The organism is Pseudofrankia coriaricola, from assembly GCF_001854805.1.
Taxonomy (GTDB): Bacteria; Actinomycetota; Actinomycetes; order Frankiales; family Frankiaceae; genus Pseudofrankia.
In genome coordinates this window covers 130710-146469 of the sequence record NZ_MBLO01000259.1, presented here as the reverse complement: position 1 = coordinate 146469, position 15760 = coordinate 130710, and the positions used below count along the sequence as shown (strand labels likewise).

Sequence of the window (15760 nt, the reverse complement as noted above, 5' to 3'; positions counted from 1 at the left end):
GTGGCTGGATGGTCACGTTTCCTCCAAACCTGGTTGAACTGAGGCATGTGCCGTCCGATCTTGGATTTGACTATACGGATGTGTAGTCGACTGCCTCTCCGTATAGTGGAGGTTGAGGAGAGGAGAAGGTGACGAGGATGGAGCGAGCGAACGAGGACCTGACCGCCAAGGCGCGGATCCGGGACGCGGCGCTGCGGCTGTTCGCCGAGCAGGGCTTCGAGGCGACGACGATCCGGGGGGTCGCCTCGGCGGCCGGCGTGTCGTCGGGCCTGGTGCGCCACCATTTCGGGTCGAAGGAGGCGCTGCGCGACGCGTGTGACGTGCACGCGCTCGACCACGCGATGGCCATCAAGGAGGAGGCCATCCTCGCGGGGGGACTGGCCGACTCCACGTTCATGGCGGCCGTCTACCCGTCGATACTGCTGATGCAGCGCTACCTGGCGCGGTCGCTGGTCGACGGCTCGCCGTCGGCCGCCGCGCTGTTCGACCGCATGGTCGACCTCGCCGAGCAGTGGGCCCAGGACGGGCGGCTTCCGACCAGGCCGGACGACCCGCGGGCGTTCGCCGCAGCGCTGGTCGCCATGCAGACCGGGCTGCTCATGCTGCATGACCAGGTCTCGCGCGCGCTCGGTGCCGACGTCCTCGACGCGAGCGGGCATATCCGGCTCGGCAGGGCGATCCTCGACATCTACACGCACCCGCTGCTCACCGACGACCAGGCCGCCCAGGCACGGGCCGCATATGACCAGCTACAGGCTCGCGCGCCGTTCTCGTCCGCGCCCTCGGCGCCGGCGGCGGCGGGCACAGTGACGAAGGGCCCCCGACCATGAGCGAGGCAATCCGCGCGGAAGGGCTGGTCAAGACGTTCGGGGCCACCCGCGCCCTCGACAGGCTGGACCTGGCCGTGCACACCGGGGAGGTGCACGGCTTCCTGGGGCCCAACGGCGCAGGCAAGAGCACGACGCTGCGCATCCTGCTCGGGCTGATGCGGGCCGACGCGGGGAAGGCGACCGTGCTGGGCGAGGACGCCTGGCGGGACGTGACCGAGCTGCACCGCCGGCTCGCGTACGTACCCGGCGACGTGACGCTGTGGCCGAACCTGTCCGGTGGTGAGGCGATCGACCTGCTCGGCCGGCTGCGCGGCGGCCTGGACGGGCGCCGGCGGGCCGAGCTGCTGGAGCGGTTCGACCTGGACCCGCGCAAGAAGGGCCGGTCCTACTCGAAGGGCAACCGGCAGAAGGTCGCGCTTGTCGCCGCGTTCGCGTCCAACGTCGAGCTGCTGCTGCTCGACGAGCCGACGAGCGGCCTCGACCCGCTGATGGAGGACCAGTTCCGCCAGTACATCCAGGAGGAGCGGCGCCGGGGCGGGCGCACGGTGCTGCTGTCCAGCCACCTCCTCGACGAGGTCGAGGCGCTGTGCGAAAGGCTCACGATCATCCGCGACGGGCGGACGGTCGAGGCCGGCACCCTCGCCGACATGCGCCACCTCACCCGGACCGTCGTGGCGGCGGACCTCGCGGCCACGGCCGACACGGCGGCGACCGCCGCCGGTCTCGCCAGCCTGCCCGGCGTCCACGATCTGGTGACCGACGGCTACCGGGTCAGCTTCGAGGCGGACGCCGACGCGCTCAACCCCGCTCTGTCGCGGCTGGCCTCGGCCGGGGTCCGCGGCCTGGTGAGCAAGCCACCCACGCTTGAGGAGCTGTTCCTGCGCCACTACGACCGGACCGGCGGCCGGGAAGGCACGGCCGCATCCGGTGGCGTGCCCGCCGCCGCCGCCGTCGGCGCGGGCCACGCCGACGGCGGCGTCGGCGCGGACGCCGAGGCGGCCCCCACCGGCGACGGGCGGGCGGAGGCGCGGCGATGACCAGCCTGCGGGGGACCGGCGCCCTGGCGCGGCTGGTGCTGCGGCGTGACCGGGTGCTGCTGCCGATCTGGGTCTACGTCGTCGGGATCCTCCCGGTCAGCTTCGCCGTGACGTTCGCCGACCTGTACCCGACGCCCGCGGACCGGGCGCGCTTCGCCGCGACCAGCGCGCACAACGGCGCGTTCACGGCGCTCTACGGCAGGCTTTCGGGCTCCAGCCTTGGCGAGTTGGTCACCTGGCGCGGCGGCTTCATCCCGGTCGTCATCGGCCTGATCAGCCTGCTCGCCGTCATCCGGCACACCAGGACCGAGGAGGAGGCCGGCCGGCGCGAGCTGGTCGGTTCGACGGTCGTCGGCCGGCAGGCGGGCCTGGCCGCGGCGCTCGCGGTCGTGTTCGCGGCGAACCTGGGTACCGCCCTGTTGACCGCGGTCGCGCTGAGCCTGCGCGGCCTGCCCGTGGCCGGGTCGGTCGCCGTGGGCCTGGAATGGGCGGCCGCCGGCTGGATCTTCGCGGGCGTCGGGGCGGTGGCCGCGCAGCTGACGACCAGCGCCGGCGCCGCGCGCGGGATCGGCGTCGCCGTGCTCGCGGCCTCCTACGCCGCCCGGATCCTCGGTGATCGCGGCGGCTCCGCCACCCCCGGCGGTGCCGGGGGCGCGCTGGAATGGCTGTCGTGGGTCTCGCCGATCGGGCTGCTCCAACGCGTCCACCCGTTCGCCGGGCCGTCCGGCGCGCGGCACTGGTGGGTGTTCGCGGTCATCGCGGGCATCGTCGCCGGTCTCGTCGCGGTGGCAACGGCGCTGTCGGCGCGGCGCGACCTCGGCGCGGGCCTGCTGCCCGACCGGCTCGGCCCGGCGACGGCGCGGCCGGCGTTCGGCTCGCCCCTGGCGCTGGCCTGGCGGCTGCATCGGGGGCTGCTCGCCGGCTGGGTCGCCGGGTTCGCGCTGCTCGGTGTCGTCTTCGGTGGCGTCGCGAGCGGCGTGACGGACCTGGTCGGCGACAACCCGGGCCTGCGGGACGTGTTCACCCGCCTCGGCGGCCGGGCTGAGCTCGTCAGCTCCTACCTGGCCTCGATCATGTCCCTCCTCGGGATGATCGCCGCCGGCTACGCCATCCAGGCGGTGCTGCGCCTGCGCGCCGAGGAGGCGAGCGGCCGCGCGGAGCCTGTCCTGACCACGGCCGTCGGCCGGCTGCGCTGGGCCACGAGCCATCTTGTCTTCGCGGTTCTCGGCCCGGCCCTCGCGATGCTGGTCGCCGGGGCCGTCACGGGACTCGTGTACGGGGCCAGCTCCGGCGACATTGGCCACGAGACGGCCAGGGGGGTCAGCTCGGCGGGGGTGCAACTGCCCGCCGTCGCGGTGCTGGCCGCGCTCGCGCTCGCCCTGTTCGGCCTGGTCCCGCGCCTGTGGCCGGTCAGCTGGGCGGCACTTGCCGCCTGCCTGCTCATCGGCCTCGTCGGCTCCGGCCTGAATCTCAGTCACTGGCTCCTCGACGTCTCTCCCTTCACCCACGCGACCCGCCCTCCCGGTGGCTCCGTCACCGCTGTGCCGCTGGCCGTCCTGTGCGTCCTGGCCGTGGCCCTCGGCGCCGCCGGCCTGGCCGGCCTGCGTCGCCGCGACATCCCCGTCGCCTGAACCGGCCTCGGGCCGCGTGGGGAGCCCGCCATGGTCACGTGGTCCCGGCTGGCCGGGCGCCGGCCAGTCGGCCGTCGCGGGCGTCGTCCGATCTCAACTGGGCATGTACACGCAGAGAGATCAGGCGCACTCAGGGGGTGAGCGGACATGGTCCGGTCGGAATCCACGTCATTGCTGGTACGCGGCACGGTCGCGGTGATTTTGGGGATCTTCGCCATCGCCTGGCCCAGCATCACCATCGCCACACTCGTGGCGCTGTTCGCGATCTACGTGTTCTGCGACGCAATCGGCCAGTTCTACCGCGCGTACGCCAGCGACCGGGGCGGTTCGGTCGCCGGCCACGTGCTGCTCGGGCTGCTGGACATCGCGGCTGGAATCGTGGCGCTCGCCTGGCCGAGCATCACCGTGTTCGTGCTGGCCATCTGGGTCGCGGCTTGGGCGGTAGTCACCGGAGTGATCGAGATCGGGTCGGCCGTCGCGTCTGAGCGTCCTGGCGGTCTCCGCCTCAGCCTGGGGCTCCTCGGCGTCGCCAGCATCCTGTTCGGGATCGTCGTGTTCACGCACCCGTACGCCGGCGCGCTGAGTCTGGCGCTGCTGTTCGGGCTGTTCCTGCTGGTCTACGGCGTGAACCTGCTGGTGACGGGTGGCACGCTGCGCCGCGAGGCGATGGCCGGCGGGCGCCCGGCCGCGGGCACCGCGGGCTGGACCGGTCTCGGCCGGCACGCGGAAGCGCCGCGGGGGGCGGACCGTCCGACGTCGAGCCCTCGCTGAGACAACGCGGACGGATCGGCTGTCCGGGCACTACCCGCGAAATTCCTCTTAACGAGGCGCCGGTGCCTGGATGAGGATGGCGGGCATGGTCGCTGCCGCGCAGACCCACGCCACCCAGCCACATCCGCCGACGCACACCTACTCGGTCACCTGCTCGTGGTCGGGGTCCACCGGGGCCGGGTACGAGCGGTACTCGCGGGCGCACGTGGGGCACGCGAGTACCGTCGCGCCGGCCGTACGACTGTCCGCGGACCCGGCGTTCCGCGGCGACCCGGCACTGCTGAATCCCGAGCAGCTTCTGGTCCTGTCGGCGGCGTCCTGCCAGCTACTGTCGTTTCTCGCGGTCGCCGCCCGTGCCCGGATCGACGTGCGGGACTACCAGGACAGCGGCCACGCCGTCATGACCGAGGACGGCAAAGGCGGTGGCCGGATCACCGAGATCACGCTGCGCCCGCGGATCACGGCCGTCACGGAAGCGGCCGAGGACCGGCTGCGCCGGCTCGTCCAGCTGGCGCACCAGCAGTGCTACATCGCCGCGTCGCTCGCCTGCCCGGTCACCGTCGAGCCAACGTTCGAGATCCTCACTCCGTATGCCTTCCGGGACACCGAGGCGGCGGTACGCCGGCTCGCCCTGGTCTCCGAGATCTTCGATCCGGGGTCGCGGGCGTTCGTCGCCGCGCGGGTGTCTCAGGGCTCGGAGCCGGCGCTCGCTGTCGATCTCGGCTGTGGGCCCGGCCACACGACCCGCCTGCTCGCGGCGGCCACCGGCGCGCGGCGCACGGTCGGGCTGGACGCGTCGGGGGCGTTCCTCGCCGCCGCGCACGGCTCCCCCCGCGCTGAGAAGCAGGCGGGCGACGAGAGCGCCGCGGGCGCCGGCCTTGATGAAGCGGGCGAGATCGAGTTCGCTCGTCACGACATCCGGCGTGTCCCGTTCCCCACACAGGCCCGCGGCGCCGACGTCGTCTACGCACGGCTCCTGCTGGCGCACCTCGCCGACGTGACCACGGCCATCGGCGGCTGGGTCACCCAGCTCGCGCCGCACGGCGTGCTGCTGCTCGACGAGATCGAGTCCATCGACACCGACCAGCCCGTCCTCGCCGCCTACCTCGACCACGCCAGGCGCCTGCTCGCCGCCCGCGGCACGACACTGCACGCCGGCCGGCTGCTCAACACCGCGCTGCACGACCTGGCCGCCCACCAACCGACGCCGGATTTCGAGGTCGAGTACAACGCCACCGAGCGGCTGAGCCCGCCGGTCGCCGCCGCGGCGGCGATGTTCGGCATGAACCTCGCCGTCTGGCGGACGGACCCGCTGTTCCGTGACCGCGAGGCCGAGCTCGACCGGCTCGCCACCGACCTGGCGGCGCTGACGTCGGCGCCACCGGACGCCGGCGTCATCACCTGGACCCTGCGCCGCGTCGCGGTCCGGCGCCTCGGCTCCCGGAACGGCTCGGCGCCCACCACCCAGGCGTCCCAGGAGCAGCCGCCGGCCGTCTGACGTTGGGTTGGCCGAGGCGGAGGTGCGTGTGGTGACGGTGACGGCGGTGGTGACAGTGACGGCGGTGGTGACAGTGACGGCGGCGGAAGCCGCGCGGGCGGGACGGGCTGGAGCGACGAGTCGCTCCTCGACATCGCGACCCGTCTTGCCCTCCCCAGCCCCCGCCGCGCCTCCGCCACAGGCGCCCACATCGCCATCGCCGACCGCCTGGCCTAGCGGTCATGCATGCCGCGGCGGTGGCATCCTGCCGACTTCCCGGTCATCGCGGCGATGCTGTGTCCTCACCCGGTGGCCCGGCGCCGTCCGAGCAGGCGGGCTCGAGGTCGACGAGGGTGAGGGTCCGCAGCTGGGACCGCCACCATTCGGCGAAGCGGAGCTGGAAGACCGCGAGCGGGAAGCCGTGGCGGGCCGCGTGCTCGGGCGGTATCCGGTCCCAGCCGAAGTGCTCGACGGTGACGCGGGTCTGGACGGGTGGGCCGGCGGGGTCGTCGTGGATCTCGTCGAACCGGACATGCAGCTCGGTTTCCTGATCGGGGGCGAAGCTGGCGTGGCGCCAGCTGAGCACCAGCCGACTGGGCGGGTCCCAGACGCGGATGTGGCCGACCACGAACGAGTCACCGTCGTCGTAGGTCTCGACCAACCGGCCGCCGGGGCCTGGCTCGAAGGCCAGGGTTCCCGTTCGAGCGCTGAACGAGAAGAGGCCGTTGGGTCGCCACCAGTCGGCGATCTGCGCCGTGAACACGGTGAATGCCCGCGCCGCCGGGGCTGGCACCCGCAGCGCGACGAGGACGCGCGATCCTTCGGTCACGCCCGCGACTCCTCAGCCTCGTCGTTCGTGCCGTTCGTGTCGCGCTCGATGTGGGCGGCGAAGGAGCCGAGCTGCTCGGCCCAGGCCTGCTCGGCGACGGCGAGCCAGCGCCGGAGCTCCAGCATGGGCGCCGAGGAGAGCGCGTAGATCCGCACCCGGGTGTCGAACTCGGGGCTGGTCTCGGTCACCAGGCCGGACTGGCGCAGCACCCGCAGGTGCTTGCTCATCGCCGATGGCGCGGTGCCGAGCTCCTTGGCCAGCTCGCCGGCCCGGCGCGGCCGCTCGGCGAGCAGCTCCACGGCGCGGCGCCGGACCGGGTCGGCCAGCGCGGCGAGCGTCTCGTCCAGCCTCGCGGGCGCGGGTTCGCTCATGCCCAGCCGGTGGCCGTGATCGGCTGCCCCAGCGCGGCCTCGGCCTCCTCGCGCGTGACATCACGGACGTGAGCAGAGAACGTCCAGCAGTGCCCCTCGGGGTCGACGGCCCGATAGGTCCGGTCGCCGTAGAACTGGTCGGTGGGCTCGGCCTGGATCACCGCGCCGGCGGCCCTGGCCCGCTCGCAGTGCTCGTCGAGCCCGCCCGGCAGCTGGAGGTGCACCCGCTGGGTGTTGGCTCCGCCGACGCTCGCCGGGCTGCGGGCGAGCGCGGTCCACTCCGCGCCAATCATGATCCTTCCGCGTCCGGCGCAGCTCATCTCGTAGTGGCACATCTCCGGCGCTTCCGGCGGCCCGTCGATCGCCATCGTCACCTCGAACCCGAACGCCTCGGCCAGCCAGGCCAGCGCCGCCTTCGGATCCCGGTAGTGCAGGCTCGACGTGAACACGTTGTCATCCATGAGGAAATTATTTCCATATCTGGCAACATTGTCAACCATCTGCTCTGATGGGTGTCCGGGCGGCCCGCCGCCGGCCGCCAGTGTCGATCCGTCGCCGTCTTCCTGATCACCTGGTCGTCGGAGACGCCGGGGTGGGCCCGCGGTCTGGAGGGATCGGCCGGAAACTACGGATCCGAGTGGATTCCATGAGCATCGAGCCTTGGATGACGACTGTTCTGCGAGTGGCGAGCGGGTGTCGTCGCCAACTTCCAGTGCTCTTAGTAACCGTCCTGATACTTTAAGTGAGTGGTCGATGTCTCACGCACATGGACGCGTTCCCGCCTGGACGGCCTCCTGGCCGCCGCCGGAAACGCTCGGACAACGGGTCGGTTCATTTGGGCGCATCCCGAGGTGCGGGACGCTCGGGTACGCGCGCTAGGGCGCTGGGTCGGCTGGCAGGTGTGGCAGCGCACGGCGCGGCGGCCGGTTACGGTCAAGTTGCCTGGCGGAGTACGGATGCGCTGCCATCCGCACGCCACGGCGGCGTCCATGATGCTTTACTGCCGACTGCCGGAATGGGAGTCGATGCGGTTTGTCCGCGACACGCTTCGGCCGGGCGACGTGTTCGTGGACGTGGGCGCCAACGTCGGCACCTACACACTGCTCGCTGCCGGCCGTCCGGGGGTCCGGGTGGTGGCATTCGAGCCGTCGTCGGCCACGTACCTGCGGCTGACCGAGAACCTACGGCTGAATCCCTGGCTGGAGGTCGACGCCCGGCGCGCGGCTGTGGGCGACACGAACGGCATGGTCGAACTCACCGTCGGACTCGACACCGTCAACCATGTCGTCGATGGCACGTCCACGGGGCGGCCGATCGAACGTGTGCCGATCGTGCGGCTCGACAGCGAACTGTCCGACGAGCCGGTCGGCATTATCAAGATCGATGTCGAGGGTCTGGAGCCGGCCGTGCTGGCTGGCGCACGCGGCCTGTTCCAGCGCTGCCGGCCGGCGCTCGTCGTCGAGTGGAACGATCCTGTCCGACTCGGTGAGTCATTCGCCGAGATTGGCTATGTCGCTGCCCGCTATCTCCCCGACGAGAGCCGGTTGGTGCCCCTGACCTGGACGGGCTCGCCGCCGCGGATTCAGAACGTCATCGCGGTGCCGGCCGACTGGCTGGAGGATGGCGCACCGGGGCGGTCGAGCGCGTCGTCGCCGGATGTGGCCACAGTGTCGCCGGCCGTCGTGAGCCGGACCCGGCACGGGCGGGAGCCGGATCCGGCGCGCGTCGGGGTCGGCGTCAACGAGGCGTCCTGACGTCCCGCGACGGAGTTGTTCGGGGTGAGGGGCCAGGTTTCGACGAAAGCGCCGGCCGCTGTCCGGACCGCCGGCCAGCGACTGGTGGGCCGCCCGAGCGTCCCGACCCGTCGGCGGGCCTCGTCGATCCTGCATCTCATTCGACGACTTTGACAACGTAACGGGAGGATGATCATGATGAGTCCGAGGACGGCCGGTGCCACCTCCGAGACGGGCACGAGCGACCGTGCCGCCGCTGGGGAGGCGGCGCTCGAGCCGGCGTCGGCCCCCGACACGCCCGAGCACCCTGACGGCGGGATCCCTTTGCCGCGAGCCGCCGAGGACTTGCGCGCGCGTTACCTCAGCCTCCTGCATGCCACCCTTACCTTCGCGCTGTGGGATGCCCAAGACGGGACGCTCTGGGCGCCGCGTCCGGCCGTGCGGGCGGTCACCGACAGGCTGTCGGCCAGGTACGGCCTGGAGGTCGTCAAGAAGTCGAGCCTGCGGGCGCGCGCCGAGGGTCTGGACTGGCCGAGGTTGGCGCACACCATGGTGGGTGATCGCCGCCTGGAGAACCTGCGGTACTGCGTCGAGCAGGTGATCCGCGACGGTGTCCCTGGCGACCTGATCGAAACCGGCGTGTGGCGCGGTGGCAGTTGCATCCTGATGCGCGGGGTGCTCGCCGCGTACGGCGACACCGCTCGCACGGTGTGGGTCGCCGACTCGTTCGCGGGCCTGCCGCGGCCCGACGCGGAACGCTACCCGGCGGACGCCGGTGACCTGCACCACCAGGTGACGGTGCTCGCCGTCTCGCTGGCCGAGGTCCGCGAGAACTTTCGCCGGTACGGGCTTCTCGATGAGCAGGTTCGCTTCCTGAAGGGGTGGTTCCGGGACACCCTGCCGGCCGCGCCGATCGAGCGGCTCGCCGTGCTGCGCCTTGACGGGGACATGTACGAGAGCACGATGGAGGCCCTGACCGCGCTGTACCCGAAGCTGTCCGTCGGGGGCTTCTGCATCATCGACGACTACGGCGTCATCGAGGGGTGCCGGCGGGCCGTCGACGACTTCCGGCGCGATCACGGGGTCACCGAAGAGATCCTGAGGATCGACCCATCGGGGGTTTACTGGCGTCGGACGGCCTGAGTCGCCGCGCTTCTATCACTCTGGGCAAATTTCCTATTGCATACAGTGGTGCGAACGAGACTGCGGCGGTGAGCGAGCCGCGGACCGTACCGATGTGGCGCCAGCACGGCAGGGCGCGAACGAGTGCGCTGACCTGCCGCGGCACAGCTGGATCTGCTCGCCGTCGATGTAGGTGGAGGCGGCGCCGTAGGTGACCTCGGTCCGGGCTGGGGCCAGCGCTTCTGGTGTGGGCGAGCAGCCCGCGGCCTCGGCCCCACGACGCCGCCTCCGCCGAGCTACCCGCTCTGTCTGTATCGCGAACGATCGCAGGTAGTGGCGGTGGACGTCGCCAAGGCGGGCGTACACGCGGGGGTGGCGCTGAAAGCGACGTATGGCTGGTTTTGGGCAGTCGTCACCCCGAGGTCAGGTACCGGGCTGGCAACGCCGCGCAGGACGCGGGGCGGCCCCTTCGATCTCAGGGACCGCTCCACGGCCGCCTGCCGGCGGTGGCCCTCCGGCCATGGTTGACCTCGGAGCGTCATGACCCCGCGGCCAGGACAGCAAGGCCAGGAAAACCTCGGCCCCATCAGGCGCGCGGCGACGGGTATACCCACCTACAGCCAGCACGGACCCGGCTCTGCCCCAGCCAGTCAGCTCCGCAGACACAGGGGAACCACGCCGGATGATCTGGATCTCCGCAGGACTGCCCGGCTCGGTGCACGAGCTGACCGTCGTCCCGCATGCGCGACATCCTCCACGTCGCCGGCGGCTCCGAACTCCATCTCCACGCCGACCTCGGCTGCGTCGGCGGTGAGGGCGACCGCCTCGTCATCCTCCACGAGACCCCGCGGGCAGGGTCAGCTCCCCGACAACCACAAAGCCGCTGGCCGCGCCCACGCCGCCATCCGCCCCCATGGGCAAAGCGGCTGGCTCCGCCGAGCCCTGGAACCGAAGCATTCTCAACCTCTGCCCCGGCTGCCGCGCCGTGTCAGCACCGCCGTCCAGGCCATCCTCGTCCCGTCAACCAAAGGAATTTTGGAAAACCGGGACCGAGAAATCTCACCGCAGGCCATGACGGCGCGCGGCCCCATCCTCATGGCGAGCGACAGTCTCGCCCGGTATCAGGGAGGCGCACGTGCAGTTCAACCTCACTCCGGTCAGCGTTACAAGTAATGAGCCTGGGCCATTCGTGGTGTGGGCCGGCGACGATGGCTACGACACCCAGGCGGGGTATTTTTCCCTGCTCGCGGCGAACGGGATCGCGGGGACCCTGTTTCTGTCAGTCGACTGGGTGGACAAATCTGGTACATCCCCGGTCTACGGGGACGCGTACATCACCACGGCCCAGGTGGAAGCAATCATTGCGGCCGGTCACGAGATCGGCTCGCACGGCAAGGACCATGAAGATCTTCTGAACTACTACACGATCAACGGTCCGGCGGCGCTGGACACCTTACTTGGTGCCGCCATCGGCAAGATTCAAACGGACTTCGGCGTCTCGGTCAGGACGGGCTCCTATCCCTATGGGCAAACGGACGACCGGGTACGAGAAGTCGTCAGTCGACGGCACGAGTACTTCCGGTGCAGCCGGGGTGTGGTCAGCCGCAATGCGCCGGACCCGTTCGACGTCCCGGGGATAGATATTCTTTCCCCATCCGAGTCGACTATCGAGACTTACATCGACGAGGCCGTGGCGAACCGCAGCATCGTCGTCCTCTTCATGCATGGCTCAATTGACTCGTCGCAGCTGACCAAGGTGTCGAACCTGATTTCCTACGCAAATAGCGCCGGGTGTGGCCAGGGGACGTTCTGCCGGGCGATGAGCGAGCGGACCAGATGGCTGTCGGCACGCGCAATGATCGACGCCCAAGGAAACGCGTTCCATCCGACCATCCACACCAACAAGCTGATCGTCGATCGCGACGACATCTTCGGCGGCTACTACTTCCTGGATCTGGACGAATCGACAAATGCGCCGTTTGTGGATGCGACGAGTGGAACGCCGTTTGAGTTCAGAAGAGACCTCCTTGCGCTCGGGGTAACTAATGCGGGCCGCCGTCGGGTGTTTTCCGACTTCACAACAACCAATGGTTCGACGACCGTCTCGTCGGGAAGCGTGGGGTTCCGTGCCGATGATGTGGGACTTTCGATCAGCGGCACCGGTATCCCGACCAGCACGACGATCGCGTCTATCCTGTCCCCCACTCAAGCCACCATGTCGGCTTCTGCGACGGCCAGTGCCACGAGTATGACGGCTACGCTCGGCCGACCTCAGTCACCAGGCATCGTATCGGCGGGGGAGGTGCGTTGTTATAACGGTCTGTCACTCTACGGGACTCAGTCGCAGGCGGTGAACTTCGTACGCCTCGAATCGACAGTCGAAGGGTCCGTCAGCGCAAGCCAGTGGCTCAATCTGGGCGTGGCCGGCGACGGCGGGGAGATGACCGTCGACTCGGGGACCGGCGGTTCCTACGTGAACATCAAGGGGTTTGCGACCAGAATCCGAAGTCAAGACGGCACGTTGCGTCTGCGCTTGGGTGCCGGCAAGGATGGAATCGATTTTGGCGCGGCCGAGGACGTGACACTCGAACGGGATGCGTCCGGAATTCTTGCCACCAACGCGGCCCTCAAGACGAGTGGAAATCTGATCGTAGGCAATGCCGGAAACGGACTCCTGGTCAAGGAGGGGACAAATGCACGCCTCGGTGCCGCCGCGCTGTCCAGCGGTTCGGCTACAGTTTCCACAACCGCTGTCACCGCTAATAGCCGGATCTTCCTGGCTCCACAGAACCTGTCCGGAGTCAGCACCCCTCAACCGATAGCGGTTTCCGCGAGAACCCCGGGAACAAGCTTCACGATCGCGTCGGCGTCCTCGGCCGACGCGTCAACCATCGCGTGGATGATCGTGGAACCCGCCTGATACTCCAGGGCTCCGGTGTGTCCGGGATTTGACCGGGCGATCGGCGCCCGGGGACGTCCGGAGCACGTGTCGCTGACAAAGACGCGGGCGCGCCGCCCGTGGCTCACGGAGAGGTCCAGGTCTCCGTGAGCTGGGGCGCGGGTGCCCGCTGGGGCGCTGTCCCGTGCGGCGGCCGGTGCCGTGGTGGGCGGCGGCGTGTTGCGGGCACCGCCATTTCAACCCGCCATTTCAACCTGGGTACCGCGCCGTACGACTGGCCCGAGGTGGCCAGCACGTCACCTGAGGGGTGATCGTCTCGCTGGTCCGCCGCGGCGTCGGCACCGCGGCGGGTGCGGCCGGGATGGCGGGTGTGCCGGGCCGGCCGGGCGCCAGGTAGTTCCAGCCGGCCTGGCGCCAGCGCTCGGGGTCGAGGGCGTGTCGTCCGTCGACGATGATCTGGCCGGCGACCACCTCGGCGAGTGCCGCCGGCTCGAGGTTGGCGAACTCGGCCCATTCGGTGAGCAGGAGGGTGATCTCCGCGCCGGCCATCGCCCTGACGGCTGACGTGGCGTATCGCAGGTGTGGGTGCGCTCGGCGCGCGTTGTCGAGCGCCATCGGGTCGTAGACGGTGACGGCGGCGCCCTCGTCGGCGAGCACCGCGGCGACCCCGAGCGCCGGCGAGTCGCGGACGTCGTCGGAGTTCGGTTTGAACGAGGCACCGAGGACCGCGATCCGCCGGCCCGTCAGCCGTCCGCCCAGCGCCGTTCGGGTGAGCTGGACGACCCTGTCGCGGCACCGCATGTTGACCTCGTCCACCTGGCGCAGGAAGGCGAGGCTGGCGCCGACGCCGAGCTCCTCCGCGCGGGCCAGGAACGCTCGGATGTCCTTGGGCAGGCAGCCACCGCCGAACCCGACCCCGGGCCGCAGGAACGCACCCCCGATCCGCGCGTCGAACGACAGGGCCGTGGCCAGTGTGGTGACGTCGGCGCCCGCGGCCTCGCACACCTCGGCCATGGCGTTGATGAACGAGATCTTGGTCGCGAGGAACGAGTTGGCCGCGACCTTGACCAGCTCCGCCGTGGCGAAGTCACCGACGATCACCGGTGTCTCGTGCTGGTCGATGATCGGCGTGTATACGGCGCGCAGAGTCGCCTCCGCCGCCGCTGTCGCGACCCCGAAGACGAGCCGGTCGGGCCGCAGGGTGTCAGCGATGGCGAATCCCTCGCGGAGGAACTCCGGGTTCCAGGCGAGCTCGATGCCGGCCGGCGCCTCGCGGGCCAGCCGCGCGGCCAGGGCGGCCGCGGTTCCGACCGGCACCGTCGACTTGCCGACAACCAGGCAGGGACGGCGTAGGTGAGGCATGAGGGCATCGACGGCGCCATGCAGGTAGCTCAGGTCAGCGCCCTGGGCGCCGGGCAGCTGCGGGGTGCCGACGCACAGGAAGTGGACGTCGCCGAAGTCGGCGACCTGTTCGAAGGATGTGGTGAAACGCAGGCGGCCGGCCTTCAGGTTCGTGCGCAGCAGGTCGTCGAGCCCCGGCTCGAAGAACGGCGCCTCACCTTCGGCCAGAAGGCCGATCTTCGCCTGGTCGATGTCCACCGCGAGCACATCGAAGCCAAGCTCCGCCATGCACGCGGCGTGCGTCGCGCCGAGGTAGCCCGTCCCGATAATGGTCAGCCTTGGCCGGTCCGTCGATGCGGGCACCCGAGAGCCGGAGCCGAGGCCGGCACCGATGTATGTCATACGTCGTCCGCTCCGGAAACGTACGCGCACGTCGTCCGAGCGGTCACGTGGTACTCCCCGCCGCGCCGTCCGCCCGAAGACCCACCAGCCCGACGGTGTCCTGTCCGGGTCGCCTCGGCGCCGGTATCGCCTCGTCCACGAGCTGGCTGCGGCGGGGCCGCCCAGCCATCGCCTGGGCGGGAAGGTTCAGCGCATCGGCGAACCAGGCGATGGCTACAGCCAGTCCGTCGCGAAGGTCGACCCGGGGTTCCCAGCCGAGCTGGGAGCGGGCCAACGTGATGTCGGGGCGTCGCACCATCGGGTCGTCGACAGGACGCGGAACGAAAGTGATCGGCACGTTCGTGCCGCACAGCTCGACGACGAGCTGGGCCAGCTCGAGGATCGTCATCTCCCGTGGGTTCCCGAGGTTGACGGGGCCGGGCAGGTCAGTGCGTAGCATCCTCAGGACGCCGTCGACGAGGTCGTCGACGTAGCACAGCGACCTTGTCTGCGAACCGTCGCCGGCCACCGTGACTGGCTGCCCGCGTAGCGCCTGCGCGACGAACGCGGGAATCGCGCGGCCGTCGTCGATGCGCATCCTGGGGCCGTACGTGTTGAAGATCCGGACTATTCCGGTGTTGGTTTCGTGGGTGATCCGGTAGGCGGTGGTGAGTGCCTCGGCGTACCTTTTTGCCTCGTCGTACATGCTGCGCGGCCCGACCGGGTTGACGTTTCCCCAGTACGACTCGGTCTGCGGATGAACCAGTGGGTCGCCATACACCTCGGAGGTGGACGCGAGCAGGAAGCGTGCCTTTTTGGCGCGCGCGAGCCCGAGCAGGTTGCGCGTTCCGAGCGCGCCCGCCATCAGCGTCTCCAGCGGCAGGTCGCGGTAGTGCAGCGGAGAGGCCGGCGAGGCCAGGTGCAGCACCGCGTCCACCGGCCCGGCGACGTGTACGAAATTCGTCACATCGTGGCAGCCGAGCTCGAACCGTGGATGCGTACGGAGATTACTTACGTTGTCCGGACGGCCCGTGGCAAAGTTGTCCAGACAGATCACTTCGGCGCCATCCGTCAACAGCCGTTCGCACAGATGGCTGCCCAGGAAGCCGGCCCCGCCGGCGACCACAACGCGCATGAGGAGACATTCCCTTCCGTACCCGCGGCACCAGGCAGGCGCCAAGAGGCTCGCTTCTCCGAACAGGAGGTCGCTCCGAACAGGAGGTCGCATTGCCGAAGGTAGTGGCAGCCTCGCGGGCTGTCACTGATCCTGGCTCGGTGGATGTCGGGTCTCAATGGCAATGCGCGAAGCTTGGGCCATATCGGGGAGGCGAAGCGCGA

The 15760-nt window shown here is 70.3% G+C and carries 13 protein-coding genes; 8 read left to right on the top strand and 5 right to left on the bottom strand.

From position 1 onward, the window contains the following. The first annotated feature begins 137 nt into the window (after window positions 1–137). The 5 genes from BCD48_RS38720 (at window position 138) to BCD48_RS38700 (ending at window position 5767) form a co-directional block, all read left to right on the top strand. Complete coding sequence (locus BCD48_RS38720; RefSeq protein WP_071053351.1) at window positions 138–830, top strand: TetR/AcrR family transcriptional regulator; 693 nt, start codon at window positions 138–140, stop codon at window positions 828–830. After that, entirely contained in the window at window positions 827–1867 is a 1041-nt protein-coding gene (locus BCD48_RS38715; RefSeq protein WP_083419851.1) for an ABC transporter ATP-binding protein, read from the top strand. The genes BCD48_RS38720 and BCD48_RS38715 overlap by 4 nt, the downstream gene beginning before the upstream one ends. Beyond that, on the top strand, window positions 1864–3498 hold the full coding sequence (locus BCD48_RS38710) for an ABC transporter permease (RefSeq protein ID WP_071053350.1): 1635 nt from the start codon (window positions 1864–1866) through the stop codon (window positions 3496–3498). Before BCD48_RS38715 ends, BCD48_RS38710 begins: the two co-directional genes overlap by 4 nt. A gap of 147 nt (window positions 3499–3645) precedes the next feature. Then, the gene (locus BCD48_RS38705) at window positions 3646–4269 is read left to right on the top strand and encodes an HdeD family acid-resistance protein (protein WP_071053349.1); all 624 of its coding nucleotides are present in this window, start codon (window positions 3646–3648) and stop codon (window positions 4267–4269) included. Window positions 4270–4354: 85 nt separating this feature from the next. After that, window positions 4355–5767, top strand: coding sequence for an OsmC family protein (locus tag BCD48_RS38700; protein WP_241842325.1), 1413 nt, complete (start codon window positions 4355–4357; stop codon window positions 5765–5767). 259 nt (window positions 5768–6026) lie between these two features. Here BCD48_RS38700 and BCD48_RS38695 read toward each other — a convergent pair whose 3' ends face one another. The 3 genes from BCD48_RS38695 to BCD48_RS38685 are packed head-to-tail and all read right to left on the bottom strand — an operon-like array spanning window position 6027 to window position 7407. After that, window positions 6027–6575, bottom strand: coding sequence for an SRPBCC domain-containing protein (locus tag BCD48_RS38695; protein WP_071053348.1), 549 nt, complete (start codon window positions 6573–6575; stop codon window positions 6027–6029). Beyond that, window positions 6572–6946 (bottom strand): ArsR/SmtB family transcription factor, encoded by a 375-nt coding sequence (locus BCD48_RS38690; RefSeq protein ID WP_071053347.1) that lies wholly within the window; start codon window positions 6944–6946, stop codon window positions 6572–6574. Before BCD48_RS38690 ends, BCD48_RS38695 begins: the two co-directional genes overlap by 4 nt. Then, window positions 6943–7407, bottom strand: coding sequence for a VOC family protein (locus BCD48_RS38685; RefSeq protein ID WP_071053346.1), 465 nt, complete (start codon window positions 7405–7407; stop codon window positions 6943–6945). Before BCD48_RS38685 ends, BCD48_RS38690 begins: the two co-directional genes overlap by 4 nt. 495 nt (window positions 7408–7902) lie before the next feature. Here BCD48_RS38685 and BCD48_RS38680 point away from each other — a divergent pair, with 495 nt between their 5' ends. From BCD48_RS38680 to BCD48_RS38670, 3 genes are all read left to right on the top strand, one after another. Then, window positions 7903–8700, top strand: a complete 798-nt coding sequence (locus BCD48_RS38680; protein ID WP_071053345.1) for an FkbM family methyltransferase — start codon at window positions 7903–7905, stop codon at window positions 8698–8700. Between the two features lie 174 nt (window positions 8701–8874). Beyond that, a complete protein-coding gene (locus BCD48_RS38675) occupies window positions 8875–9822 on the top strand; it encodes a TylF/MycF family methyltransferase (RefSeq protein ID WP_241842324.1) in 948 nt (315 codons plus the stop codon). Window positions 9823–10936: 1114 nt separating this feature from the next. Next, on the top strand, window positions 10937–12721 hold the full coding sequence (locus tag BCD48_RS38670; RefSeq protein WP_071053344.1) for a polysaccharide deacetylase family protein: 1785 nt from the start codon (window positions 10937–10939) through the stop codon (window positions 12719–12721). 228 nt (window positions 12722–12949) lie between these two features. Here the strand turns inward: BCD48_RS38670 and BCD48_RS38665 are convergent, their stop codons facing one another. After that, on the bottom strand, window positions 12950–14443 hold the full coding sequence (locus BCD48_RS38665; RefSeq protein ID WP_083419848.1) for a UDP-glucose dehydrogenase family protein: 1494 nt from the start codon (window positions 14441–14443) through the stop codon (window positions 12950–12952). A 43-nt stretch (window positions 14444–14486) separates the two neighbouring features. Further along, window positions 14487–15557 (bottom strand): UDP-glucuronic acid decarboxylase family protein, encoded by a 1071-nt coding sequence (locus BCD48_RS38660; protein WP_083419847.1) that lies wholly within the window; start codon window positions 15555–15557, stop codon window positions 14487–14489. Between the last annotated feature and the right edge of the window lie 203 nt (window positions 15558–15760).